The organism is Sphingopyxis sp., assembly GCF_035686825.1.
In the GTDB taxonomy this organism is placed as follows: Bacteria; Pseudomonadota; Alphaproteobacteria; order Sphingomonadales; family Sphingomonadaceae; genus Sphingopyxis.
On sequence record NZ_DASRYZ010000004.1, the window covers coordinates 150,267 to 174,495 of the forward strand.

The window sequence follows — 24,229 nt, forward strand, 5'->3', positions numbered from 1 at the left end:
ATGGAGCAGCTTCCCGTCTTCCTGAACCTCGCCGGCCGCACGGTCGTGCTGGTCGGGGAGGGGGAAGCCGCCGACGCCAAGGCGCGGTTGATCACCCGCGCCGGCGGACGGATCGTCGCGGCATGGGAAGAGTGCGCGACGGTCGCTTTCGTCGCGCTCGATGACGAAGCCGAGGCGCGCGCCGCCGCCGAAGGACTTCGCGCGCGCGGGCTTCTCGTCAACGTCGTCGACCGCCCCGACCTTTGCGACTTCACCACCCCCGCGATCGTCGACCGCGCGCCGGTGACGATCGCGATCGGCACCGGCGGCGCGTCGGCGGGGCTCGCGAAAGCGATCCGGCAGCGCATCGAAGCTTTGCTGCCCGCGCGGCTGGGCGCGCTCGCATCCGCGCTCCATGCCGCGCGGAATGCGATGAAGGCGCGCTGGCCCGACGCCGCCGGTCGCCGCCGCGCGATCGACGCCGCGCTCGCACAAGGCGGCGCGCTCGATCCGCTCGACGGCGATGCGGTCGACAAGGTCGATGGCTGGCTCGCGGGCCACGCTCCCGTTTCGCCATCGCGCCTCGAAACGATCCGTCTAACAAGCGCCGATCCCGACGACCTGACGCTGCGCGCCGCGCGCCTGCTGGGCGAGGCCGATCATATCTTCCATCCCGCGACCGTCGCGCCGGCGATCCTCGACCGTGCGCGCGCCGACGCGGTGCGCCACGTCGCGGACTCTGCGCCCGCCGAACCGCCGCCGGGCCTGTCGCTCTGGCTGGAGCCCTGATCGCGCCCGCTGGCGTCAGGCGTCCGCGCCGGTGACCCAGGCGAGGGCGCGGTCGCGATCCTGCGGTTCGAACACTTCGTAGCTGATGAAGGGCAGTATCGCGCTTTCGACGCGCGTCGCGGCGCGAATCCACGCCTGATCGGCGACCACCGCGACGCGGCCGAAGCGGTTCAGTTTGCCCAGCAGCGGCATCGCGCGCGCCATATAGGCACCAAGGCCCTGAAGCTCGATCCCGTCGATCGCCTGCGTCTCGACAAAGACATGGACCTTCTCGTGCCGCGCCATCGCTTCGTCGAGCCGGTCCATGACCCGGTCGAGATCGTCTCCCGTGATCCGGTGCGATATTCTGACGGCCAGCACATCGTCGGCGGTGTCGAGCATTTCCATGAGGTCTCCTTTCGTGGGTTGCCCGAAAAACGCCCGGCGATGCCCTCCGTTCCGGAGTCCTCGATGGGTTCAGGGCGCGATCGCCAGCCCGTCGCCCTGTTTCCCCGTCGCGATCCGGCGCAGGACTTCGCCGCTCGCGACGTCGATCTCGGCGACCTCGTCGTGCCCGGTCTCGGCGGCATAGAGCCGCTTCGAATCGGCGCTGAACAGCAAGGTCACCTGTCCCTTCGCCGCGTCGCCCGACACCGTGATCGTCTTCAGCGGCGCGCGGGTTTCGGCGTCGAACAGGTTGATCGTCCCCGACGCGATATTGCTCGTCGCGACGCGCTTGCCGTCGGAGCTCGCGAGCACGCGGATCGCGACCGGATCGACCGGCAGTTCGGCGATCTTCTCGCCCGATTTGGTATCCCAGATCGACACGCGCGGCGCGTCGAGGTCACCGACCCACAGCTCGCGTCCGCCCTTCGTCAGCGCCAGCCCCTCGGGCTTGCCGCCGATCGTCAGATCGCGCAGCTTCTTTGCGTCCTTCAGGTCGAGCACGCTCACCGTCCCCGACCCGATATTGGCGGTGTAGGCGGTGCGACCGTCGGGCGCGACGGTGATCATATGCGTGCCCTTCTGCCCGGTCGCGATCGACGTCAGCGTGCCGTCCGGCGCGACCACCGCGACCGACTCGCTGCCCTCGGCGGTCGCGACGAGCCGGCCGTCGGATAGCCAGAGCAGCCCGTGCGGCCGCTGGTTGGGACTAATGTCGATCGTCCTGAGCTTGGTGCGCTTCGCGACGTCGAACACATCGATCGTCGTCCCGCCATAGGCGACGACCGCCGCCTGCTTGCCATCGGGCGAGATCGCGATCTCGTGCGGCATCTTGCCCGTCGGCAGCCGCGCGAGTTCGGCGCCGCTGTCGAGCGCGATGACGCTGAGCGTGTCCTCGCCCTTGTTGCCGACGAGCAGCGTTTCGGCGGCGGCCGGGGCGGCGAGAAGGACAGCTGAAAGGGCGGCGAGGACGGCGCGGCGCATGAGCGATCTCCCGGTTGTGATGGCGCATCCTATCCCGCTGGCGCGCTGCGGCAACCGCGCTTCGACCGGTGACATGCGTAAATTACGTAAAGTTAACTCGGCGATCGGCGCCGACGCACCTAGCCCTGTCCTCGGCGGCAGGTCGCGCCGCCGGTCAGGACAGGAGGGGGAATATGGAGCTGCCATCGATCGATATCGCCGCGCTGCCGTTGCTCGACACCGCGGTCGGGCTGTTCGGGTCGCTGATGGGCGAAAGCGTCACGTCGGGGCCGTCGGTCTTCGAGATCGCGGTCACGATCGCGCTGATCGTCCACGACTGATCGCGGGCGGGGACGGGCGGCGGCGTCCGCCGCTCGCCCCGCGCTTTTCGCATGACCGCTGCCCGCTCGCGCCACGACCATTTTCCTCGCGAAGACAGCGCGCGTTGCCGGCGTATTCGGGAGGCGGTCGCCGCCGCCGGTGCAGCATGGCGCGCCGCCGATAGCGCGCCCGGCGGTTTGCTTGCCGCGATCGACGCGGCCCAGGGCACCGCGCCCGACGTCGCAGTGTCGCGCCTCCTCCCCTGGCTCGACGACACGTCGTGGCTGCAGGCCCGGCTCGACGCCGCGCTCGCGCTCCTCGCCGCCGACCCCTTCGCGCGCCCGCCGCTGCGGCTCGTCGGCGGCGGCGATAGCGGGGCGGGGGGCGGCCCCGGCGGGCTCGTCCTCGCCGATCGCGGCATCGTCCGCCTCACGCTCCTCGTCCGCCCCGCGGGCAGTTGCATCGCGCCGCCCGCGACCGCCGTCTTCGTCCCCGGCCGCGCCGCGATCCGCGTCCTCGCGGGCGGCGGCGGCTCGCTCGTCGCGCACGAAGTCGCGGTCGGCGCCGCCGAGGAAGCGGGTGGCTTCACCGCCTCCGCCGCCTCCCCATGCCGCAGCCAGCCGCCGCGCGCGCTCCGTGCCGGCGAGCTGCTCCGCCTCGATACCGCGCGCCAAAGCTGGTCGCTCGCCGATGCGCGCCGCGACGTGCTGCTGCTCGAACTCGCGGTGCAGCCGCCGTCGCCGCTCCCGATCCGCGCCTATGACGTCGCGAGCGGCCGGCTGATCCACGTCAGCGCCTCGCGCCGCGACAGCAGCTTCCGCGCGATGGCGCTGACCCTGCTTCGCCACCTCGGCCGCACCGACGCCGCGCCGCTTTTCGCTGCCGAGGCCAAAGTCGCGGATTTCGCCGCACGCTGGCACGCGATGCGCGAACTGGTGGCGCTCGACCCGGCCGCCGCGCACCCGCATCTCGCGGCGATGGCGGTCACCGACCCGCACCCCGAAGTGCGCTGCGCCGCCGCGGCGACGTCGGCGCTCATCTTCCCGCCTTCCGGTGAGACGGGGCGGGAAGGGGGTGGAGGGACGGGGCCTTGCACATGCCCGGCGCCCTCCACCCCATATCGCGGCACGGATGCGCGGCGATGCCCCGCCTGATCGACCCGCCCGCCGGCCCCGCGCTCGACCTCGCCGAAGTCGCCGCGCGCCTCGACGAAAGCGGCGTCGACCTCGCCGACGAAGCGAGCATCGCGCATTGCGCCGCCCTCCTCGCCGGTCTCCAGCGCAACCGCGACTTTCTCGCCGACCGCGTCATCGCCGCGCTCAAGGCAAGCTACGCCGACCAGCTCGAAATCAACCGTTATTCGGCGCAGGTCTTCCTCCTCCACCGCGGCGCGCGCGGCTTTTATCTCCGCGCCAACCTCTGGCCCGCCGCGACCGACGCCGTCACCGCCGCGAGCGGTGCGGCGGCCTTCTCCTACGGCGTCCCGCACGACCATAATTTCAGCTTTCTGACCGCGGGCTATTTCGGCCCCGGCTATGTCAGCGACTATTATGATTACGACCCGGAAGCCGTCGACGGCCGTCTCGGCGAACCGCTGAACCTCAGCTTCGCCGGGCGCAGCCAGCTCGCCGAAGGCAAGCTGATGCTCTACCGCGCCCACCGCGACATCCACAGCCAGCTCCCGCCCGAGCGGCTCTCGATCAGCCTCAACATCATGGACGAAGGCGACCACGTCCCCTGGCGCGACCAATATATCGTCGACCTCGAAGCGGGCACGATCGCCAAGCGCCCGACACTAACCAGCGGCGAAATGCTGCTGCGCTGCGCGGTGCATCTGACCGAGAACGGCAAGGACATCGCCGAGCAATTTGCGAAGGCGCATCCGGTGCCGCGAGTGCGCGCCAACGCGATCGCGGCGATGGCAGCGGTGGCCGTCGATCCGGGGGCTGTTCTCGAACGCGGGATGGCCGATGCCGATGCCCGCGTCCGCGACGATTGCGCGCGTTGGCTGGCGCTTAGTCAATCCTGCTGACAGCGCGGCTTTCCGCTGCTAACGGCGCCCGATGACCACTCCCCTTTCGCATATCCGCAATTTTTCGATCATCGCGCACATCGACCATGGCAAGTCGACGCTCGCCGACCGGCTGATCCAGTTCACCGGCGGGCTCACGGCGCGCGAGATGTCGGCGCAAGTCCTTGATAATATGGAGATCGAGAAGGAGCGCGGGATCACGATCAAGGCGCAGACGGTGCGCCTGAAATATACCGCCAAGGACGGCGAGACCTATGAGCTGAACCTCATGGACACGCCCGGCCACGTCGACTTCGCCTATGAGGTGTCGCGGTCGCTCGCGGCGTGCGAGGGCGCGCTGCTCGTCGTCGATGCGGCGCAGGGGGTCGAGGCGCAGACGCTCGCCAACGTCTATCAGTCGATCGAACATGATCACGAGATCGTGCCGGTGATCAACAAGATCGACCTGCCCGCCGCCGACGTCGACAAGGTGAAGGCCGAGATCGAGGACATCATCGGCCTGCCCGCCGACGACGCGGTGCTCGCCAGCGCCAAGGCCGGGATCGGCATCGAGGAGGCGCTCGAAGCGATCGTCACCAAGATCCCGCCCCCGAAGGGCGACGCGAGCGCGCCCTTGCTCGCGATGCTCGTCGACAGCTGGTACGACCCCTATCTGGGCGTCGTCATCCTCGTCCGCGTCGTCGACGGGACCTTGAAAAAAGGCCAGCAGATCAAGTTCATGCAGGCGGGCACCACCCACCTGATCGACCGCGTCGGCTGCTTCACGCCCAAGCGCGAGGAACTGACCGAGATCGGCGCCGGCGAGATCGGTTTCATCACCGCGCAGATCAAGGACGTCGCGCAGGCGCGCGTCGGCGACACCGTCACCGACGCGAAGAAGCCCGCCGCGGCGCCGCTTCCGGGGTTCAAGGAAGTCCAGCCGGTCGTCTTCTGCGGGCTGTTCCCGACCGACGCGAACGATTTCGAGAAATTGCGCGAGAGCATCCAGAAGCTGCGGCTCAACGATGCAAGCTTCTCGTTCGAGATGGAAAGCTCGGCGGCGCTCGGCTTCGGCTTCCGCTGCGGCTTTTTGGGGCTCCTGCACCTCGAGATCATTCAGGAGCGGCTGACGCGCGAGTATGACCTCGACCTGATCACCACCGCGCCGTCGGTGGTCTACAAGCTCAAGCTCAGCCACACCAAGAATGAGGCGGCGAAGGAGATCGAGCTCCACAATCCCGCCGACATGCCCGACCCCAACCGCATCGACGAGATCGAGGAGCCGTGGATCGAGGCCGTCATTTACGTCCCCGACGAATATCTCGGCCCGATCCTGAAGCTATGCCAGGACCGCCGCGGCGTGCAGAAGAACCTGACTTATGTGGGCGGCCGCGCGCAGATCACCTATGAACTGCCGCTCAACGAAGTGGTGTTCGATTTCTACGACCGGCTGAAGAGCATCAGCCGCGGTTATGCGTCGTTCGACTATCACCAGATCGGCCACCGCGCCGGCGACCTCGTCAAGATGAGCATCCTTGTCAACAACGAGCCGGTCGACGCGCTCAGCATGATCGTCCACCGCGGCTCGGCCGAAAGCCGCGGCCGCGGCATGTGCGAGCGGCTGAAAGACCTGATCCCGCGCCACATGTTCAAGATCCCGATCCAGGCCGCGATCGGCGGCAAGGTGATCGCCCGCGAAACCATCGCCGCGCTGCGCAAGGACGTTACCGCCAAATGCTACGGCGGCGACGCGACCCGCAAGAAGAAGCTGCTGGAGAAACAAAAAGAAGGCAAGAAGCGGATGCGCGAATATGGCAATGTGAACATTCCGCAGGAGGCGTTCATCGCCGCGCTGCGGATGGGGGATGATGCTTAGCGATCGCTTTCACAATGCTACGTAGAATCTTGATTTGTTCCTTACATGTTCCTATATGCGGATTAGGCTAGGAGGGCGTCGGTCTCTTTTATGGGGAAGATTAGCGCAACAATCCTTGGGGCGATTGTCGGCGGGTTTGCCGCTGCGATCGCTTTGGTGTGGTTCTTTGGCTGGGGATCGTCGGTCGGGAATGCCCCCTTTGCCGATGTCGGTCGCGCCGACTACGTCGATTTTTTGCTGATGCTCGTCACGGTTCTTCTGGCAGCGATTGGCTTAGCAGTGACTATTGGAGCATTAGTCATCGGCCTCGTCGCTCTGAAAACTCTCAGGGAAATAAAGGACGAGGCAGCATCTGAGGCAAAGGCTGCTGCTGCTGCGAAGCTTGGGGCGACATTACCGTCGGCGCTTCAAGCAGCTCTGGTCGACGATGATCTGGGTCATAAAATTCTTCGAGAAATGGCTCAGCGAGGGGAACTCGATGAGGTGCTAGAGCGCGTAGCAAATCGGATGCAAGGTGGAGAGCCAGAGTCGGAAGAAGAAGGAGCGGAAGATCCGGAAGGCTAGTAAGCTAAACAGGGTTAGGGGGCGACATGATCGGAAGTATGGAGATGAAACACGCAGCCAGCTGGGAGGTAAGGTCTCCCTCGAATGAATTTCTAAATCTGAACGTAGAAGTCCGCGGGAAGATAGATGAGTATTTGTCGGATTACCCGGTTAAACTGGGGGCCATCGCTAGCGCTCTTGGGGTTAAGGTTCTTCTATCGACACTTCCCCGTGGAACTTCGGGACAGATAGGTCAGGAAGACGGTGAATTCGTTATTCGCGTGAACCGTCATGAAGCAAAGCATCGTCAGCGCTTTACTTTGGCTCATGAAATTGCTCATTTTTTGCTTCATAGAGAGAAAGTCGTTGCCGATGGTGGGTGGTCTGAGAATGTGCTTTTGCGTTCCGGCCAGCCAGCACAGATCGAATATGAAGCAAACCGCTTAGCTTCTGATCTTGTCATTCCATCCGCGCTGCTGGCGGAGGCGGTAAAGGATTATTCTGGCCCAGTGACGGACGAAATTATTGAAGATCTTGCGCGTCGGTTTGGGGTCTCTACAACTGCAATGGAAATCAAGCTGCAAATGACTTGAACGCGGGAAGTGGCATGGATGTACAGGATTATCTTGTTACTATCGGGATTCGCCCTGCTGAGCTCAGGGGACTCAAGGAATTGCCGGGGTCGACAAAAGATCGGCTAACGCCATTAGTGCTTCTAGCTCCTTGGCTTGCGACAACGCCGCTGTCACGTGCCCTCGAAAAGCTCGAAGAGGCTTACCCCTCCAGGCCTTACTTCGTAGACGTCGATACATACTATCAGGTCAACGAAAATGGGAATGAAGCTAAAGCGCTCTGGGCCCAATTGGCTCAGAAGCCTGCAAACTTGGACGCATGGTGGGAGCTTATTTCTGAATATCCGGAAGCCAATCCGTGTTTGCTGATGGCTGAACAATCAATTGATAGCGTTCGACAGCAGATTACTTGGGCACGAGAACATCATCGAAATTTCTGTATACGGATGAATCTGGCTGAAGGCGGGTCAGGAATTCCGATATGGATGCCAGAACTTGTCGCTGATTTGGCGCAGGAAGGCGCAAATGATTACGCCGTCGTGTTTGAATTCGGATGGGTGAATGACGCCTTAGTCGTTGCCGCACTGGCTAGCGGGTATGCGAACACTTTTTTCTCAGTCGTCCCTCCCGAAGTTCCAATCGCAGTGTCGTGTACGTCTTTCCCCAATGATTTTACAATTTTTGATGGAACGGTAGAGCAGCCGTTTACGAATCGGCAGCTTATTTCTCAAGTCCGGCAAGTGACGAACCATCCTCGAATAATTTACGGTGATTGGGGGTCAACGAGGCCGCGCAGCTACGGGCATGCCAGTCAACCGAAGAACCGGATCGATTTTCCGGCGGATGGGTCGTGGTTTTTTGCGAGAAACAATGGCGAGCAGATTAGCTTTTTTGAGGCAGCGCAAAGAATAGTAGGATGCGCGGGGTGGACCGGCAATCTTGGCATCTGGGGTGAACAGCTGATCGAAGGCACGGCGCAGGGGCAAAATTTTGCCATCGACACAATGCCAAAGATGTATGCAGCAAGGGTCAACATCCATCTTCATAGACAGGCGTTCTATGGCCACCTTCCGCCCCCTGATGCGCTTGACGAAGAGTGGAGTGACGAAGATTTCTAGCGGTAGGAAACGGTGACCTTCGGCGTTTTCATGCACAAGGATGGGTCGATCTACGACGACATTCCGGAAGTGCATTACCAGTTTCCTAAGGCCTATCTCTCGCGCGCAGAGGCTTCTTTGGGAGATTGGATCGTCTATCTCGAACCGACAAAGGAGCCGAACTCTAAAGGGTATTTCGCGGTGGCCAAAGTTGCGGAGATCATTCCCGATCCGGAAGTTGGAGGTCGATTTCGTGCGTTAATTGAACCGGGTAGCTATCTACCGTTTTCGCCTACCGTGCCACGGCGAGTGGATGGCGAACTTGTCGAACGGAATTGCCCTAATCCGCAATGGGCCGTGCGTCCGCTTTCCCGTTCCGATTTCGCACGCATTGTTGCGCTGGGGCTGCCCGACGAGGAATATTTGCCCCGCGACGGTGATCCCGAACCAATAGATCGCTTTCGTGAAGAGCAGATTCCGTTCCAAATCGAACGCCCTTTGGTCCAATCCCTTGTTTCAAAGCCATTTCGAGAGCGCGCTTTTCGCCGCGCTGTGATGCAAGCCTATGACGGGCGCTGCGCTGTAACCGGATGGAGGCTCGTCAATGGTGGCGGACGATTGGAAGCTCAAGCGGCCCATATTCGGCCGGTCGAACATGGCGGACCCGACAGTGTCAGAAACGGACTCGCGCTTTCCGGCACGGCGCATTGGATGTTTGATCGGGGATTAATTGGTTTTAGCGATGACTTGGACATAATTATTCACCGCAAGGTCAATGACCGAGAAGGTGTGGCGTCGATAGTTAACGCCACCGGCAAGCTTGTCTCGCCACAACTTGCCGCTCATCGACCCCATCCAGCATTCATTACGTGGCATCGAGAGTTTCACGGTTTTTAACAAGTCGGGGTCGGGTGAGCGCGATGGTTAGTCCGAGACCTCCTCCAACCGCACAATCCGCACCACGCAGCGCGCCGGAATCTCGATAATCCCGCTCAGCATCACGCGTTCGTCGTCGCCGACGATCATCGCCGAGCCGGCCAGCACCTTCACATTATCGTCGTCGTGGATCAGGTGGCCGGTCGAGAGGCAGGTCTGGACTTCCTCGGGTTCGAAAAACGCATAATGGCTCCAGCCGCCATAGGGTTCGCGCGGCTGGATCCATTCGATGAGGACGGTGCGGCCGAAGCGGGCGGGGCGGGCTTGGCGCGGGCGGCTTGCGTGCAGGTCGTCGGGCCGGCTCATCGGGCGGCTCCCGACCCTTCGGCGCCGTGCGGTGACGCGTGGCCGCCCGCCTTCCATGCCGCCCAGGTTTCTTCGCTGTAGGCGGCGTTCCATTGGCGTTCGAGCTCGTCGATCGCGCGTTCGGCGCGGTGGCGGGCGGCGAGGCGGTCCATGGCGGTGGGGCCGCCGCTGATCGTGTTGCGGGCGAGGAAGCCGTGGGGGCGCTGGAAGACGGGGCGGGGGCCGTCGAGCGCGGCTTCGAAGGCGGCGCGGCGCTCGGGCTCGGTTTCGGCGAGCGCGGCGGCGATGGGCGCCCCGTCTTCGTCGCCATCTTCGTCATACGGATCGGGGGCGGCGAGGGAGACGATCATCGCGGGGTCGTGCATCGAGCGTTGCGGTTCGTCCCATGGTGCCTCGCCCGCGGCGGCGGCGGCGATCGCGGGCCAGTCGGCGGGGCCGACGAGCAACTCCCACGCGGCGCGCTTGACCGGGTCGGGCACGATGCCCTCGAGAAAGGCGCGGCGGATCGCCGCGATCCGCGCGACGATGCCGAGCACGGCGTCGCGCGGGCCGGGGTCGCGGGCTTCGGCTTCGGCGGCGGCCTCGCCCTGCTCCTCCTCCCACTCCCGCCGCCAGCGGTCGCGGAGCTTTCTGAGGCCGTCGGGCAGGCTGTGCGGCGCCGAACCATAGCTTTCGAGGCTGCCGCCATATTGTTCGGGAAAGCGTTGCTGGACGATCCACATCATCGCGCGCGTGTTGAACTTGCGGCGTTCGAGAATGACCTGGCCGTCCTTGCTGAGCGTTTCGGGCACGCCATGGATCGCATGTTCGAGCAGCATGTCGAGCACGCGGCGCGCACCCATCTCGACCGCCTTGTCCCACGCGGCGGCGAAGCTTTCGGCGCCGGCGCGCTTGCGCAGCTGATAGAGCGCCGAGCCGCTGTGCCCGATCGCCTTTGCCGCCATCGTCACCGCGCCGGTCGCGGCGAGATGCGCAATGAACGCGCGCTGCTTGGCCGCGGTGATGCCGGTCCAGCGCTTACTGCGTTGCGGGGCGGGGGTGAAGGCGAGTTCGGGCGGAAGGTCTTCGGGGTCGATAGCGGGGTCGGGCGCGAAATTGGCGCCGGGCTCGACGACGGCGGGGAGGGGCGGGAGGATTTCCTGCGGCATGGGTTCGGCTCCTTGGTTTAGGGATTTTCAAAAGCGAACCATATAGGAACAATGTAGGAAAGCGGTTTTTTGAGGGAGGCGGAGAGACGGGCGCTCATGGGGACTCGCGCCGAAATGGGGAAAAGCCCGGGCTTTGGGCGCCCCGCCTTTCATGGTAGGGAAAGGCGCTGCTTCGGTTCGCCTTGGGGAAGGGGAATTGTCATGCGTCATCATTTCCGGATTGTGGCGGCTCTCGGTATCGGGCTGTCGGCCGCGAGCTTCGCGCCGCCCGCGGGCTTTTCGTCGGCGGCGCTCGATGCGCTCGACCCGAGCCGGCTCGCCAGCCTGTCGTGCGGCGCGCGGCGCGCGGGGGCGATGCTGGCGAACGAGCTGCTGATCGCGGCGGCGGTCGCGGCGCCGGCGAGCGCGGGGCGGACGATCCCGCTCTATCCCGATCTCGCCAAATCGCCCTTTCCGGTGTCGACGCGCGACGAGCGGGCGCGGCGCTATTTCAGCCAGGGCCTGCTGCTGAGCTATGGCTTCAACCATGCGGGGGCGGTGCGGTCGTTCCGCGAGGCGCAGCGCGCCGATCCGAATTGCGCGATGTGCTGGTGGGGCGAGGCGGCGGCGCTCGGGCCGAACATCAACGCGCCGATGGACGATCGCGACCGGGAGGCGGCGCTGGCTGCGATGGACCGCGCGATGGCATTGCGCGAAGGGGCGACGCCGATGGAGCGCGCGCTGATCGAGGCGGTGGCGCGGCGCTATTCGCGCGATGCGGGTCAGGACCGCGCGGCGCTCGACGCCGCCTATGCCGACGCGATGCTCGATGTCGCGCGGCGCTTTCCGGGCGACGACGATGTCGCCGTGCTCGCGGCCGAGGCGGCGATGAACACGACGCCGTGGAATTATTGGGAGGCGGATAAGCGGACGCCGGTCGGGCGGAGCGGCGCGGCGGTGCGGCTGGTCGAGGGGGTGCTCGCGCGCAATCCCGACCATGTGCAGGCGAACCACCTCTATATCCACCTCGTCGAATCGACCGACCCGGCGCGCGCCGAGGCCGCCGCCGATCGGCTGGCGAACCCGCTGGCGCCGAGCGCGGCGCATCTCGTGCACATGCCGGGGCATATCTATCAGCTGCGCGGGCGGCACGCCGATGCGATCCGCGTCAATGTCGCCGCGGCGCGCGCCGACGAGGCCTATATCCGCGATGCGGGCGATCGGGGGCTCGTGCGCTATGGCTATTATCCGCACAATGTCCATTTCATCGTGACCTCGGCGCAGATGGCGGGCGATCTGGACACCGCGATCGAGGAGGCGCGGCGGTTGCGGGCGCTGCTCGACCCCGACACCTCGGCGTCGATCGCGTGGATCCAGTCGATCGACGTGGCGCCTTACTTTGCGATGGCGCAGTTCGCCGAGCCGAAGGCGATCCTCGCGATGCCCGCGCCCGACGCGCGGCTGCCCTATCCCCGCGCGATGCGCCATTATGCGCGGAGCATCGCCTTTGCGCGGCTGCGGGATCGCAAGGGGTTCGAGGGCGAGCTGGCGGCGATGGCGAAGCTTCGGACGTCGGACGCGTTCAAGGCGATGGTCGATCAGGGGGTGCCGGGTCCCGACCTCGTGCTGCTCGCCGAAACGGTCGCGCGCGGGCGTTTTGCCGCGGCCGAGCGGCGCTATGACGCGGCGACCGATCTTTATCGGCAGGCGATCGGACTTGAGGGCAGGTTGCCCTATCAGGAGCCGTCCTATTGGTATTTCCCGGTCAAGCAGTCGCTCGGCGCCGCGCTGTTCGAGCAGCGCCGCTATGCCGAGGCGAGCGAGGCGTTCCGCGGCGCGCTGGCGCAGACGCCGAACAATGGCTGGGCGCTCTATGGCCTCCAGCGTAGCGAGGCGATGCAGGGAAAAAAGCTCGAGGCGGCGGCGGCGGGGAAGGCCTTGTCGAAGGCGTGGCTCGGCGACCGGCGCTGGCTGCGCATGGACCGGCTGTAGGCGCTAGACGCGGCCTACATCTCGATCATGATTCGCACCTTCGACGGAGTGGTGCCCGCGGCATGGGCGATTTCGGCGCGCATTCGCCCGACCAGATCGGCGAGATGGTCGCCGCCGGGCGCGCTGTCGCGGCTCAAAAGCTCGGTCGGCGAGGTGCCGAGGAGGTCGGCGAGTGCCTGAAGCCGCGCGAGCCGCGGGCGCGAGCGGCCCTGTTCCCAATAGCAGATCGAGGTGACGGTGACGCCGAGGCGGCCGGCGAGATCGGTCTTGCTCAGCCCCCGGCCCCGGCGCAGCCGCGCGAGGCGGTCGCCGAGCACTTCATGGCGCGTGTCGTAGCGCGTGTTACTGTCCGGATGAGCAGGGATCACTGACGTGCAACCTTTCGGACTCGAAGGTGCAACATTTACCAAAGTTAAGCGTGGTTCGCTTCCGACATTTCACCGATCGCGACCGGAGAAATTGCTTAGGGTTTGATCGTGCGATGATTGCGACAACGTCGGGCATTGCCTATCGTCGGGCATCGGGAGACGGCGATGACCGGTGCGGACAGGCGGCAGGCGGCGAAAAAGGGCGCGCGGATCGAGGATATCGCGGTCCACAGCGCGCTGAACGACGGCACCGCGGTATCCTTGCGCACGATCACTCCCGACGACGCCCCGCTGATCCGCGACGGAATCGCCAAATTGTCGGCGGAATCGCGCTATCTGCGCTTTTTCTCGCCCGCGCCGGCGCTGCCCGATGCGGTGGTGCAAAAACTCGCCGATGTCGACGGGCACGATCATATCGCGTGGGGCGCCATCTGCACCGAATGCCCGGGGCGTCCGCCGATCGGCGCGGTGCATGCGGTGCGGTACCGGCACGACGGCCCGGTGGGCGAATTTTCGATCGCGGTGCTCGACGAATTTCAGGGGCGCGGGCTCGCGCGGATGATGACCGCGGCGCTGCTCGTCCATTGCCATGCCGAGGGGCTCGGCGTGCTCGACGTCCATATGCTGTCGGAAAATGCCGCGGCGCGGCGGCTGGTCAAATCGCTCGGCGCGGCATGGGCGGGCGAGACGGCGGGGGTCGCCGACTACAAGCTCGACGTCGCGGCGGCGATCGAGGCGCTGCGCGCCGACACCGACGCGCCGGGGGTGCAGGATGTGCTGCGCACGCTCGAAGGGGAAAGGGAGGAATAGTCCCTCCCGCCGCCCTGGGTCGCTGGGGGCGGCGGAAGGGTGGTCCGTTAGCGGTCGCTGAAAGCGTGTGCCCGTCCCGAACGCGGTGTTAACCGTGATCGCGGAGCGCGGCGGTGATGCCGATCACAGCGGGCGCCGAAAATGCGGCGAGCAAAACAAAGGGCGCCGGAATCGACCGGCACCCTTCGCCCTGCCCTTTAGGGAAGGCAGCCCTTATTTCTTCTGCGTGTCGCCGACGCCGGTTTCGGACGGGGCGATTTCGCCATTGTCGTCCATCGCGTTGGCCTTTTCTTCGCCCATTTCCTCGACGACGTCAGCCTTGTTTTCCATGGCGTCCTGTGCGGGGCCTTCCGGCATTGCATCGGCCTGATCGTCGATCGCTTCGGCCTGGGCTTCGGCCTGGTCCTCGACCTTGTCGGCCTGCGGGCTCTGGCAGGCGCCGAGTGCGAGGGCCGAGGTGGCAGCGAGGGTGATGAACATCTTGCGCATATTGAGTGACTCCCAAAGTTGACTCGGGGGCTTAACGCGGGATGAACAATAGGGTTGCAACAAAATCGTCATATTATTGAAATCACGCCGATTTTCTTTGATAGCGTGAGGCGCGGCGTCAGCCGTCCGATTTGACTTTCACCCACACCTGCACCGTCGCGGCGAACTTGCCCGGCGCGGGCGGCGTGACGTCGATGCGCTCGGCGGTGACGAGTTCGCCCGTCGCGAGATTGAAGCTGGCCCAAGGTTTGGGCATGCGGCCAAAGCTCATCTTCTGGATCGGCTGGCCGGTGGCGGTGTTCATGATCGTAGCGGTGATACCCATGGCGCGCCGCTAGCGGGATGCCCCTGTCGCTGTCCAGTCGGAGGCACAAAAAAAGAGGGCGCCCGAAGCGCCCTCTTCATGCCTGGTCCGGTCCCGCGGCCCTTAGAAACGCTGTTGGCGCTCGTACAGGTCGCGGTAGTGCTGAATGCGCGTGACGCGCAATCCGGGCATGCCGCTGCGGTCGATCGACCGTTGCCAGCCGGCAAATTCCTCGAGGGTCAGCCCATAGCGTTCGCACGCTTCGTCGACGGACAGGAGCCCGCCGTTGACGGCCGCAACGACTTCCGCCTTGCGGCGAACGACCCAGCGGGTCGTCGTCGACGGGGGCAGCGAGTCCAGCGTCAGCGGTTCGCCCAAGGGGCCGATGACCTGTGCGGGACGGATTTTCTGATTCTCGATCATGCTCATTCCATATTTGCAACGTCGGAGGGGGGTGTGTCCGACGCTTCATGCTCTACATCAGAGGGATTCAACATCGGCTGAAACCCTCTGGTAAACAGGTTATTCATAGTTTCGGGCAGGGCGTTCCCATCCTCGGACAGATCGAGGAAGCGGACGATGCGCGGAGCTTGTTGTTCCGTCGAACCGTGCGTGCCGCAGAGGATGCCGCGCAGCGCGTTAAGCTTTGCCGCATGGCGATCGCGCTGCGCCCGCGCCCGCAATTGCCGCACCGTCGGCAGCGCCGCCTGGCGCGCGCTGGACACGGCCAGGATGATGTCGAAGCCGGGCTTCGACAGTCTGGCCGCACCGGCGATGCGCGGAAGATCGGACGGATCGAGGTTCATGCGACTCGTCTACGCGAGAGGAGCTAAGGTCCCGTAAATGCCTGTTTCAGCCCCTGTTAGCGAAGCTTAACCCCCGTCAATATCTTGACAGGCACGGCGGAAAAGCTGGTATTTTGCCGCCTCCATCCCTAGATGGCGCCGACCATGATCGAGACGATTTCCTCCCCCGCCGGGCTCGCCCAGGCCGATTTTCAGCTGCCGATGCCGCTGAAAGACAGGCGAATCGTCGTCGCCATGTCGGGCGGAGTCGACTCGAGCGTCGTCGCCGCGCTCGCCGCGCGGTCGGGCGCCGAGGTGATCGGCGTGACGCTGCAGCTCTATGATCATGGCGCCAAGGCGAAGCGCGTCGGCGCCTGCTGCGCGGGGCAGGACATTCGCGACGCGCGCGCGGTCGCCGACCGGCTGGGCTTCGCGCATCATGTCTACGACCATGAAAGCCGCTTTCGCGACACGGTGATCGACCAGTTCGCCGACGAATATCTTAGCGGAAGGACGCCGATCCCGTGCGTGCGCTGCAACATGGGGGTGAAGTTCACCGACCTGTTCGCGCTCGCCAGGGAATTGGGCGCCGACTGCCTCGCGACCGGCCATTATGTCCGCCGCGTGATGGGGCCCACGGGCGCCGAGCTGCACCGCGCGGTCGATCCGGCGCGCGACCAGAGTTATTTCCTCTTCGCGACGACGCAGGACCAGCTCGATTTCCTGCGTTTCCCCTTGGGCGGGCTCGAGAAGAGCGTCGTGCGCGAGATCGCGCGCGAACTGGGGCTCGGCGTCGCGGGCAAGCCCGACAGCCAGGACATCTGCTTCGTCCCCGACGGCGATTATGCGACGCTGGTCCGCAAGCTGCGCCCCGAGGCGGACGATCGGGGCGCGATCGTCCATGTCGACGGCAGCGTGCTCGGCGCGCACAAGGGGCTGATTCATTATACCGTCGGCCAGCGGCGCGGGATCGAGATCGGCGGTCAGGCCGAGCCGCTCTATGTGGTGCGCCTCGACGCGGAGAAGAAAGAGGTCGTGGTCGGGCCGCGGCGCGCGCTTGCCGTTTCGGGCGCACGGCTGGGCGAGGCGAACTGGCTCGGCGCGGTCGAGGGGCGCGATGTCCTCGCGAAGGTGCGCAGCATGGCGAAGCCGGTGCCGGCGCGGGTCGCGGGCGACCGGCTGATCTTCGCCGCGCCCGAATATGGCGTCGCGCCGGGGCAGGCGGCGGTGCTCTACGACGCCGCCGACACTTCGCGCGTGCTCGGCGGCGGGTGGATCGAAGAGACGTTCGCGGCCCACGATCCTTCACCCGGAATAGATTGAACTTTTCTCCCCGATGGCGCAGTTTCGCCGGAAACAGGGAGAAGGTCATGGTCAATTGGGTCTTGCGCGGCGCCGTCCTCTTGTGGGCGCTGTTCTTTTTCATCGTCGGCGCGCGCGGGCTGTTCGACCCCGCGAGCTATGGCGAGACCTTCGGCATTTTGGTCGAGGGCGCGGCGACGAACACGATCCGCGCCGACCTCTCGGCTTTCTTCCTTGTCGCGGCGGGTGCCGCCGCGATCGGCGCGCTGGTTCCGGGCTGGGTGCGGGCTTTGCTCGTCCCCGCCGCGCTTTACGGCACCGCGCTCGCGGGCCGGCTGTTCGGCGCGGCGAGCGGCGATCCGGTCAATTCGGGAATCGTGCAGGCGATGATCATCGAGGCGCTGACCGTGCTGCTGATGGTCGGTAGCTGGTGGGTGCTGTCGCGGCCGGCTGAAGTGCCGGCGGACGGATCGGCCGACATGGTGCATTGAGTTTCGCGGGGGGCGTGACGGCTTTCGGCTGGTTGAGGACCCATATTCCGTCGTCATCCCGGCGAAGGCCGGGATCTCACCCTAGCAGTTTTACGCACCGGTGAGATCCCGGCCTTCGCCGGGATGACGGAATCGGGTATGTCCGCTCCCCACCCCAAAGTCTGCATAACGAGCAAACGCAGGAGCTGCGCAAGCACGGACTGGCGCGGCGTCGCCGTGCTTCCTATGTAAACGCACGATGACAGGCGGGTTCTCCAGACAGATTGTGATCGGCCGGCTGAAGGCGAAGCCGCTGCTGGCGGGGCAATTGCTGTGCGGGCTTGCCGCGGCGGCGCTGATCGTGCGGCAGGCGAGCGGGGCGTGGGGCGACGGCGCCGACGCGGTGCTGCGCATGCTGCTGTTCGGCAATCTGCTGGTCACGGCGGCGATCGCCGCGGCGCTGCTCGGCTTTGTCGCCTTTTTTCGCGCGTGGCGGCGGCGCGATGCTTTCATCTGGCACGACGGCGCGCGGCTCCATCGCGGCACCTCGGAAAGCTGGCCGCTGCCGCTGATCCGCGATGTGGTGATCTCGAAGGGCGAGCTCGGCATCGCGTCGCTGCGGCTGGTCGTCGACGACGACAGCGAGGTCACGCGCGAATTGGTGAAGCTCTACCTGCTCGAGGATTCGCCCGAGGCGGTGCGCGGCGGGGTGATGTTCGCGGTCGCGGGCGTGCGCGGGTTTCCGGCGGGGTCGGCGATGAACTGAGGGGACGGCGACCCTACGCACCCCGCCGCCAAAGGTCACGAAAGGTCAGCCTCGTCGCGCGCCGACGCGCGCGGCGGTTCGGTGGGCACCGCGGCGGCATCGTCCGCATCGTCGCGGTGCCAGCGCGGCAGCGCCCCGTCGCCCATATCGGCCACCTCCAGCGCCACCACGAGATCGCCCGGCGCCATCAGCGCTTCGGGCGCGGCGGGCGGCGCGGGGTGCAGATGGACCAAAGCCTCGGCCACCGGCGTGACCGCCGGTGCGGGGGCGGTGCCGCGGGCCGCGGCATCGCGGAAACAGTCGGGGCCATAGGCACGCAGCAGGAACATCAGCAACCGGTCGCTCTGGCGCAGGCGGCGTCCGACGCGGTTGCCGTCGCGGTCGAACACCGGCTCGTCGGTGCCGACGAGCGCGCGTTCGAAGGCGGCGTCGAGCAATTTCTTCGACGCCGCATCGATCGCCGCGCCCCAGGCGCGGTCGAACGCCTCGGCCCCCGGCGACCGGCGCAGGCGATAGGCGGAGGATTCGGACATGCCGACGCGCTGCGCCGCGGTGACGACCGACCCGCTGTCGGCCAGCGCCTCGATAAAGGCGCGCTGCTTGTCGGGCGACCAGCCGTCCTTGCGGCGCTTTTTCAGCACCGGCACCCAATCATAGGCGGCGGGGTCGTGGCCGTGCGCGTCGAGCGCGGGGGTGACATCGGCCGCGGCAACGGGGGCCGCGCCGGGCGAGGGGATGGGGGCGATGTGGCTCATCCGCCAGTTTGGAGCATAGCCGGATAATGTAGGAAAGGGGGTTTCGGGAGTGGGGTGTGCGAAATAGGATTTGGGGGGGCGGGGTGCGGCGTGGGCGAGGTTTGGTCTCGCGCGAAGGCGCAAAGTCACCAAGACACGGCGCGCTCCCCCCTTTCGTCACCCCGGACTTGATCCGGGGTCCATGACGCCGGCGCTGGAATGGATGCCGGATCAAGTCCGGCATGACGAAAGAGGGGGAAGCGCGGAGGGTCGGCGTCACGTGCCGAGCGGCGGCAACCCGAGTTCTTCGGCGAGGTCGCGCCAATCAGGATTCGCCGCCTCGATCAGCTCGATCTTCCACTGGCGCTGCCAGTTCTTGATCTACTTTTCGCGGGTGATCGCGGTGTGCATCGTCCCGGCGAGTTCGAACCAGACGAGCGTCTTGACGCCGTAGCGTTTGGTGAAGCCGCCGAAGCTGCCGTCGCGATGCTGGCAGACGCGCTGGATCAGGTGCGAGGTGACGCCGGTGTAGAGCGTGCCGTGCGGCGCGCCGGCCATGATATAGGCGCAGGGCTGGAAGTCGGCGTGCATGGGGTGGAGGCTAAGGCGGCGATGGACCCCGGATCAAGTCCGGGGTGACGAGATTAGGTCGGATTGGAGGCTTCTCTTCGGGTCGTCATGCCGGACTTGATCCGGCATCCATGCGTATTTAGCGACGGCTTGCCGCCGTGAGCATATCCCGGCCTCCGTGTCGGAACGCTTTCGTCACGATATTGCGATAAGGGAGATGAGAACTATCGACTGCCTTGCTCAGCGAGCAAAAGTGGAGTGCCTGTTCGCGCGCGATCATCAGTGCAGGAATCTGTCGCCAGCCTTCCGAACTAAGATTTCCTTTGAGTGCGCGCCGTGTAGCGTTGGTCACGATGTCTGCCAATTCGAGACCATAATCGACGCCCGAGTTGAACTGGAAATCTTCTTCCAAAAGCAACTTGAGATTATATCCGTGCTCGTAAGGAAGTATCGTTTCTTTCAGATAATCGGGCATCGGCATCAGATATTTGTTATCGAACGCAGTATAATCCAACCAGTCCAGCATAATCACGGGTTCGCGAGCTAACGCCGATTGGAGGAAGCCTGCCTTGGTTGTCGACCACCAGTTTTCCGAGCTCGTCTCGCTATCGATCCCCTTGCCATCAACCACCCAATGAAAATTGAGAATTTCCTTTGGTTGTCGCTGAATCCAATAGGCTGGAAGCTCCCGTATGATTCGAGCGAGTAGCACGTTCATTAGCGCGGCTTGCACATAGAGCGGCAGGGCCATCGCTTCGAGGCGAGACTTGAGCTTCTTCACGCCTGCGACAAGCTCTGGATGATGTTCGTCGGTTAGATTGGCAGTCAGCGCTTCGGCTGCTTTTAGTTGATGCTCTGCAAGATCCGCCGCAGATTCTCGCCCCATTTCGATCACGATAGCTTCGAAAAGACAGTGATTTCGCCGGAGCCATGTCATGACGGAATCGACTTGTGTTTCGTTAAGCCTCCGCCCTTTTACCTCACCGCCCTCCTTGGGCAGATGTTGACGCAGTCGCTCGTACTTCTGAAAAAGGCGACCAATCGTATAGTCAGGGACAATGAGCGCGCCGACTATACAAGGGCTTGTTTGCCCAGCAGCAGGTATCGCGAAAGTGCCAGATTCGTCGATGAAGATGTGCAAATCAAAGCTCGTCCTGCACTAGTTGGCAGTTGCGTTGCGGCTTTTTAAACCGAAAACCCCCCGGCATTCCGCCGGTTCGATCCCGCCGCCAGCACCTTCTTGCCTGTCGGGGTCAGCGCCCATTTGGCGCCCTGTTTGACGACGAGGCCCAGCGTGACGAGTTCGTCGCGGACGGGGTCGGTGGGGAGTTGGGGGCGGCGGTTCGAGAGGCCTTCGAGGGTCGCGCGCTGGGGCTGGCTGAGGATCAGGAGTTTTTCTTTTTTCTTTTCGGTCATTTTTGGCCTCGGGCTTCTTCTTGTCTGGTGCGGCAGGTGGGCTTTGGTGCCCACCCCGCTGCGACTAGCGGGCTCTGCCCGCAAGTCTCGCTGCCCCTCCCGCTTGCGGGAGGGGATATAAACTATTCCGCGGCGATGCCGGCCTTGGCGAACATGTCTTCGCCGTCGTCGCCCGCTTCGCCGGCCGTCGTGCCGTCGTCGTTGGCTTTCGCCTTCTTGCGGTTGTCGAAGCTCGACCACACGGTGTTCCAGTCGCCGCGCGTCGCGCCCTTGCTGTATTCGGTCGCGCGCGTTTCGAAGAAGTTCGCGTGCTCGACGCCGTTGAGGAGCGGGGCGAGCCAGGGGAGCGGGTGTTCGTCGATCATGTAGATCGGCTGGAAGCCGAGCTGGCCCAAGCGCCAGTCGGCGATGTAGCGGATGTAGCGCTTGATCTCCTTGGGCGTCATGCCGGGGACGGGGCCCTGTTCGAACGCGAGGTCGATGAACGCATCCTCGAGCCGCACCGTTTTCTGGCAGGTGTCGATGATGTCTTCCTTCACCGCCTTGGTCAGGCAGCCGCGTTCCTTGGTGAAGGTGTGGAACAGCTTGATGATGCCTTCGCAGTGGAGGCTTTCGTCGCGGATCGACCAGCTGACGATCTGGCCCATGCCCTTCATCTTGTTGAAGCGCGGGAAGTTCATCAGCATCGCGAAGCTGGCGAAGAGCTGCAAGCCTTCGGTAAAGCCGCCGAACATCGCGAGCGTGCGCGCGATATCCTCGTCGCTCTCGACCCCGAAGGTGCCCATATAGTCGTGCTTGGCGCGCATCTCGTCATATTCGAGGAACATGCCATATTCGCTCTCGGGCATACCGATCGTGTCGAGCAAATGGCTGTATGCCGCGATATGCACCGTTTCCATGTTGCTGAACGCGGTCAGCATCATCTTGATCTCGGTCGGCTTGAACACGCTGCCATATTTTTCGTGGTAGCAATCCTGCACCTCGATATCGGCCTGCGTGAAGAAGCGGAAAATCTGCGTGAGCAGATTGCGTTCGTGGTCCGAAATCTTCTGCGCCCAGTCGCGGCAATCCTCGCCCAGCGGCACTTCCTCGGGCACCCAGTGGATCTGCTGCTGGCGCTTCCAGAAATCGAACGCCCACGGATATTCGAAGGGCTTGTAGGTCTTGCGGGCTTCGAGAAGGGGCATCGGCTTATCCTTGGATCAGATCTTGTTCGTCATTCCGGCGAAAGCCGGAATCCATCGATGGTTTGCGCTCCTTCGCGTGGACCCCGGATCAAGTCCGGGGTGACGAGGGAGGGGCGAAGGCTCACTGACAGGCCAGGCACTCGTCGTAGTCGGTGCTGCCGGCCAGTTCGAACTTCGCGGCCTCGGGCGTATTGTCGGCCTCGACCCCGCCCGCGAAGCCGGCGCGCTGCACCGATTTCGAACGGAGATAATAGAGCGATTTGATCCCGAGTTCCCACGCGCGATAGTGGAGCATGAGCAGATCCCATTTCTCGACGTCGGCGGGGATGAACAGGTTCAGCGACGCCGCCTGATCGATGTAGGGCGTGCGATCGGCGGCGAGTTCGAGCAGCCAGCGCTGGTCGATCTCGAAGCTGGTCTTGTAGCAGTCCTTCTCGTCCTGCGTCAGGAAGTCGAGGTGCTGGACGCTGCCGCCGCGTTCGAGGATCGAGTTCCAGATCGCGTCGCTGTTCTTCGCCTTGTCGACGAGGAGCGCCTCGAGGTGCGGGTTGCGGATCGAGAAGCTGCCCGAGAGCGTCTTGTGCGTGTAGATGTTCGCGGGAATCGGCTCGATGCACGCGCTGGTGCCGCCGCAGATGATCGAGATCGACGCGGTCGGCGCGATCGCCATCTTGCAGCTGAAGCGTTCCATCACGCCCTGATCGGCGGCGTCGGGGCAGGGGCCGCGCTCGTTGGCGAGCAGCATCGAGGCGGCGTCGACCTGCGCGCGGATATGCTTGAAGACGCGCAGGTTCGACGATTTCGCCATCGCCCCTTCGAACGGCAGGCCGCGCGCCTGCAGGAAGCTGTGGAAGCCCATGACGCCGAGGCCGACCGAGCGTTCGCGGCTGGCGCTATATTTGGCGCGCGCCATTTCGGGCGGGGCGCGGTCGATATAGTCCTGAAGGACATTGTCGAGCATGCGCATGACATCCTCGATGAAGCTTTTGTCGCCGTTCCACTCGTCCCAGGTTTCGAGGTTGAGCGACGAGAGGCAGCAGACCGCGGTGCGATCGTTGCCGAGATGGTCGCGCCCCGTCGGTAGCGTGATTTCGCTGCAGAGGTTCGAGGTGGTGACCTTGAGCCCGAGGTCGCGATGATGCTTCGGCATCATGCGGTTCACCTGGTCGATGAAGATGATGTAGGGCTCGCCGGTCGCGAGGCGCGTTTCAACGAGCTTCTGGAACAGCCCGCGCGCATCGACGGTGCCGCGGACGCTCTGGTCCTTGGGGCTGCGCAGGTTGAATTCGGCGCCGTCGCGGACGGCCTCCATGAACTCGTCGGTGATCAGCACGCCGTGGTGGAGGTTGAGCGCCTTGCGGTTGAAGTCGCCCGAGGGTTTGCGGACCTCGAGAAACTCCTCGATCTCGGGGTGCGAGATGTCGAGGTAGCAGGCGGCCGAACCGCGGCGGAGCGAGCCTTGGCTGATCGCGAGGGTGAGGCTGTCCATCACGCGGACGAAGGGAATGATGCCGCTGGTCTTGCCGTTCAAACCGACGGGTTCGCCGATGCCGCGCACCGCGCCCCAATAGGTGCCGATGCCGCCGCCGCGGCTCGCGAGCCAGACATTCTCGTTCCACGTGCCGACGATGCCCTCGAGGCTGTCGTCGACCGAGTTGAGGTAGCAGGAGATCGGCAGGCCGCGGCCGGTGCCGCCGTTCGACAGAACGGGGGTCGCGGGCATGAACCACAGTTTCGAGATATAGTCGTAGAGGCGCTGCGCATGATCCTGATCGTCGGCATAGGCGTCGGCGACGCGCGCGAAGAGATCCTGGTATGATTCGCCGGGCAGGAGATAGCGGTCCTGCAGCGTTTCCTTGCCGAAATCGGTGAGCAGCGCGTCGCGGCTCGCATCGGTCGCGATGTCGAAGCGGCGCGCGTGAACCTTGGGCTCGCTGCCGTCGTTGAGCTTGGCCGCGGGCTTCGGCTCGGGCGCCGAATCATTCTTCGATTCGCGCTTCGCTTCGGATGCCGCCGGAGCGTCATTCTTCGCCAGTTCCATCGTCGCCACGTCGCTCGTCTCCACCCGTTCGCTTTCCCGAAAATCCATCGCA

The 24,229-nt window shown here is 64.8% G+C and carries 29 protein-coding genes; 14 read left to right on the forward strand and 15 right to left on the reverse strand.

What is annotated here, in order from left to right:
- Complete coding sequence (locus tag VFG17_RS09520) at window positions 1–768, forward strand: siroheme synthase (RefSeq protein ID WP_325029233.1); 768 nt, start codon at window positions 1–3, stop codon at window positions 766–768.
- 15 nt (window positions 769–783) lie between these two features.
- On the opposite strand, the gene VFG17_RS09525 is transcribed toward VFG17_RS09520, so the two are convergent.
- Both VFG17_RS09525 and VFG17_RS09530 read right to left on the reverse strand, forming a co-directional pair.
- Entirely contained in the window at window positions 784–1,155 is a 372-nt protein-coding gene (locus VFG17_RS09525; protein ID WP_325029234.1) for an STAS/SEC14 domain-containing protein, read from the reverse strand.
- A 69-nt stretch (window positions 1,156–1,224) separates the two neighbouring features.
- A complete protein-coding gene (locus VFG17_RS09530) occupies window positions 1,225–2,175 on the reverse strand; it encodes a beta-propeller fold lactonase family protein (protein WP_325029235.1) in 951 nt (316 codons plus the stop codon).
- 173 nt (window positions 2,176–2,348) lie between these two features.
- Here VFG17_RS09530 and VFG17_RS09535 point away from each other — a divergent pair, with 173 nt between their 5' ends.
- From VFG17_RS09535 to VFG17_RS09570, 8 genes are all read left to right on the forward strand, one after another.
- On the forward strand, window positions 2,349–2,495 hold the full coding sequence (locus VFG17_RS09535; RefSeq protein ID WP_325029236.1) for a hypothetical protein: 147 nt from the start codon (window positions 2,349–2,351) through the stop codon (window positions 2,493–2,495).
- Between the two features lie 51 nt (window positions 2,496–2,546).
- The gene (locus VFG17_RS09540) at window positions 2,547–3,629 is read left to right on the forward strand and encodes a hypothetical protein (protein WP_325029237.1); all 1,083 of its coding nucleotides are present in this window, start codon (window positions 2,547–2,549) and stop codon (window positions 3,627–3,629) included.
- Window positions 3,617–4,507 carry a transposase gene (locus VFG17_RS09545; RefSeq protein ID WP_325029238.1) on the forward strand — a complete coding sequence of 297 codons (891 nt, stop codon included), beginning with the start codon at window positions 3,617–3,619 and terminating at the stop codon, window positions 4,505–4,507. Before VFG17_RS09540 ends, VFG17_RS09545 begins: the two co-directional genes overlap by 13 nt.
- Before the next feature lie 31 nt (window positions 4,508–4,538).
- Window positions 4,539–6,362 (forward strand): translation elongation factor 4, encoded by a 1,824-nt coding sequence (lepA, locus tag VFG17_RS09550; protein ID WP_325029239.1) that lies wholly within the window; start codon window positions 4,539–4,541, stop codon window positions 6,360–6,362.
- 90 nt (window positions 6,363–6,452) lie between these two features.
- Window positions 6,453–6,926: a hypothetical protein gene (locus tag VFG17_RS09555; protein ID WP_325029240.1), complete on the forward strand. Its 474-nt coding sequence runs from the start codon at window positions 6,453–6,455 to the stop codon at window positions 6,924–6,926.
- Between the two features lie 26 nt (window positions 6,927–6,952).
- Window positions 6,953–7,498, forward strand: coding sequence for an ImmA/IrrE family metallo-endopeptidase (locus tag VFG17_RS09560; RefSeq protein ID WP_325029241.1), 546 nt, complete (start codon window positions 6,953–6,955; stop codon window positions 7,496–7,498).
- Window positions 7,499–7,512: 14 nt separating this feature from the next.
- A complete protein-coding gene (locus VFG17_RS09565) occupies window positions 7,513–8,595 on the forward strand; it encodes a beta family protein (RefSeq protein WP_325029242.1) in 1,083 nt (360 codons plus the stop codon).
- A gap of 12 nt (window positions 8,596–8,607) precedes the next feature.
- Complete coding sequence (locus VFG17_RS09570; protein WP_325029243.1) at window positions 8,608–9,471, forward strand: HNH endonuclease; 864 nt, start codon at window positions 8,608–8,610, stop codon at window positions 9,469–9,471.
- A 27-nt stretch (window positions 9,472–9,498) separates the two neighbouring features.
- Here VFG17_RS09570 and VFG17_RS09575 read toward each other — a convergent pair whose 3' ends face one another.
- Entirely contained in the window at window positions 9,499–9,816 is a 318-nt protein-coding gene (locus VFG17_RS09575; RefSeq protein WP_325029244.1) for a hypothetical protein, read from the reverse strand.
- Window positions 9,813–10,964: a hypothetical protein gene (locus VFG17_RS09580; RefSeq protein ID WP_325029245.1), complete on the reverse strand. Its 1,152-nt coding sequence runs from the start codon at window positions 10,962–10,964 to the stop codon at window positions 9,813–9,815. The genes VFG17_RS09575 and VFG17_RS09580 overlap by 4 nt, the downstream gene beginning before the upstream one ends.
- A 201-nt stretch (window positions 10,965–11,165) precedes the next feature.
- Between VFG17_RS09580 and VFG17_RS09585 the strand changes: the two genes are divergently transcribed.
- The gene (locus VFG17_RS09585; protein WP_325029246.1) at window positions 11,166–12,935 is read left to right on the forward strand and encodes a hypothetical protein; all 1,770 of its coding nucleotides are present in this window, start codon (window positions 11,166–11,168) and stop codon (window positions 12,933–12,935) included.
- A gap of 14 nt (window positions 12,936–12,949) precedes the next feature.
- Here the strand turns inward: VFG17_RS09585 and VFG17_RS09590 are convergent, their stop codons facing one another.
- Window positions 12,950–13,303, reverse strand: coding sequence for a helix-turn-helix transcriptional regulator (locus tag VFG17_RS09590; protein WP_325029247.1), 354 nt, complete (start codon window positions 13,301–13,303; stop codon window positions 12,950–12,952).
- Between the two features lie 165 nt (window positions 13,304–13,468).
- Here VFG17_RS09590 and VFG17_RS09595 point away from each other — a divergent pair, with 165 nt between their 5' ends.
- Entirely contained in the window at window positions 13,469–14,113 is a 645-nt protein-coding gene (locus VFG17_RS09595; RefSeq protein ID WP_325029248.1) for a GNAT family N-acetyltransferase, read from the forward strand.
- 213 nt (window positions 14,114–14,326) lie between these two features.
- On the opposite strand, the gene VFG17_RS09600 is transcribed toward VFG17_RS09595, so the two are convergent.
- The 4 genes from VFG17_RS09600 to VFG17_RS09615 all read right to left on the reverse strand — a co-directional run bounded on the left by VFG17_RS09600 (window position 14,327) and on the right by VFG17_RS09615 (window position 15,712).
- The gene (locus VFG17_RS09600; protein WP_167922531.1) at window positions 14,327–14,602 is read right to left on the reverse strand and encodes a hypothetical protein; all 276 of its coding nucleotides are present in this window, start codon (window positions 14,600–14,602) and stop codon (window positions 14,327–14,329) included.
- Between the two features lie 118 nt (window positions 14,603–14,720).
- Window positions 14,721–14,927: a hypothetical protein gene (locus VFG17_RS09605; RefSeq protein ID WP_325029249.1), complete on the reverse strand. Its 207-nt coding sequence runs from the start codon at window positions 14,925–14,927 to the stop codon at window positions 14,721–14,723.
- Between the two features lie 102 nt (window positions 14,928–15,029).
- Window positions 15,030–15,329 (reverse strand): DUF1153 domain-containing protein, encoded by a 300-nt coding sequence (locus VFG17_RS09610; RefSeq protein WP_037554894.1) that lies wholly within the window; start codon window positions 15,327–15,329, stop codon window positions 15,030–15,032.
- Window positions 15,330–15,331: 2 nt separating this feature from the next.
- Complete coding sequence (locus VFG17_RS09615; protein ID WP_325029250.1) at window positions 15,332–15,712, reverse strand: hypothetical protein; 381 nt, start codon at window positions 15,710–15,712, stop codon at window positions 15,332–15,334.
- A gap of 144 nt (window positions 15,713–15,856) precedes the next feature.
- Here VFG17_RS09615 and mnmA point away from each other — a divergent pair, with 144 nt between their 5' ends.
- The 3 genes from mnmA (at window position 15,857) to VFG17_RS09630 (ending at window position 18,229) form a co-directional block, all read left to right on the forward strand.
- Window positions 15,857–17,014, forward strand: coding sequence for a tRNA 2-thiouridine(34) synthase MnmA (gene mnmA, locus VFG17_RS09620; RefSeq protein ID WP_325029251.1), 1,158 nt, complete (start codon window positions 15,857–15,859; stop codon window positions 17,012–17,014).
- Window positions 17,015–17,061: 47 nt separating this feature from the next.
- Window positions 17,062–17,484 carry a hypothetical protein gene (locus VFG17_RS09625; RefSeq protein ID WP_325029252.1) on the forward strand — a complete coding sequence of 141 codons (423 nt, stop codon included), beginning with the start codon at window positions 17,062–17,064 and terminating at the stop codon, window positions 17,482–17,484.
- A gap of 238 nt (window positions 17,485–17,722) precedes the next feature.
- Complete coding sequence (locus tag VFG17_RS09630; protein ID WP_325029253.1) at window positions 17,723–18,229, forward strand: hypothetical protein; 507 nt, start codon at window positions 17,723–17,725, stop codon at window positions 18,227–18,229.
- Window positions 18,230–18,264: 35 nt separating this feature from the next.
- Here the strand turns inward: VFG17_RS09630 and VFG17_RS09635 are convergent, their stop codons facing one another.
- The 6 genes from VFG17_RS09635 to VFG17_RS09660 form a co-directional block, all read right to left on the reverse strand.
- The gene (locus tag VFG17_RS09635; protein WP_325029254.1) at window positions 18,265–18,984 is read right to left on the reverse strand and encodes a hypothetical protein; all 720 of its coding nucleotides are present in this window, start codon (window positions 18,982–18,984) and stop codon (window positions 18,265–18,267) included.
- 360 nt (window positions 18,985–19,344) lie between these two features.
- Window positions 19,345–19,554 carry a GIY-YIG nuclease family protein gene (locus tag VFG17_RS09640; protein ID WP_414712945.1) on the reverse strand — a complete coding sequence of 70 codons (210 nt, stop codon included), beginning with the start codon at window positions 19,552–19,554 and terminating at the stop codon, window positions 19,345–19,347.
- Between the two features lie 118 nt (window positions 19,555–19,672).
- Window positions 19,673–20,674 (reverse strand): DUF3800 domain-containing protein, encoded by a 1,002-nt coding sequence (locus VFG17_RS09645; protein WP_325029255.1) that lies wholly within the window; start codon window positions 20,672–20,674, stop codon window positions 19,673–19,675.
- 44 nt (window positions 20,675–20,718) lie between these two features.
- Window positions 20,719–20,949 (reverse strand): hypothetical protein, encoded by a 231-nt coding sequence (locus VFG17_RS09650; RefSeq protein WP_325029256.1) that lies wholly within the window; start codon window positions 20,947–20,949, stop codon window positions 20,719–20,721.
- Between the two features lie 122 nt (window positions 20,950–21,071).
- Window positions 21,072–22,136: a ribonucleotide-diphosphate reductase subunit beta gene (locus tag VFG17_RS09655; RefSeq protein WP_325029257.1), complete on the reverse strand. Its 1,065-nt coding sequence runs from the start codon at window positions 22,134–22,136 to the stop codon at window positions 21,072–21,074.
- A gap of 121 nt (window positions 22,137–22,257) precedes the next feature.
- Window positions 22,258–24,225: a ribonucleoside-diphosphate reductase subunit alpha gene (locus VFG17_RS09660; RefSeq protein WP_325029258.1), complete on the reverse strand. Its 1,968-nt coding sequence runs from the start codon at window positions 24,223–24,225 to the stop codon at window positions 22,258–22,260.
- Window positions 24,226–24,229 lie beyond the last annotated feature (4 nt).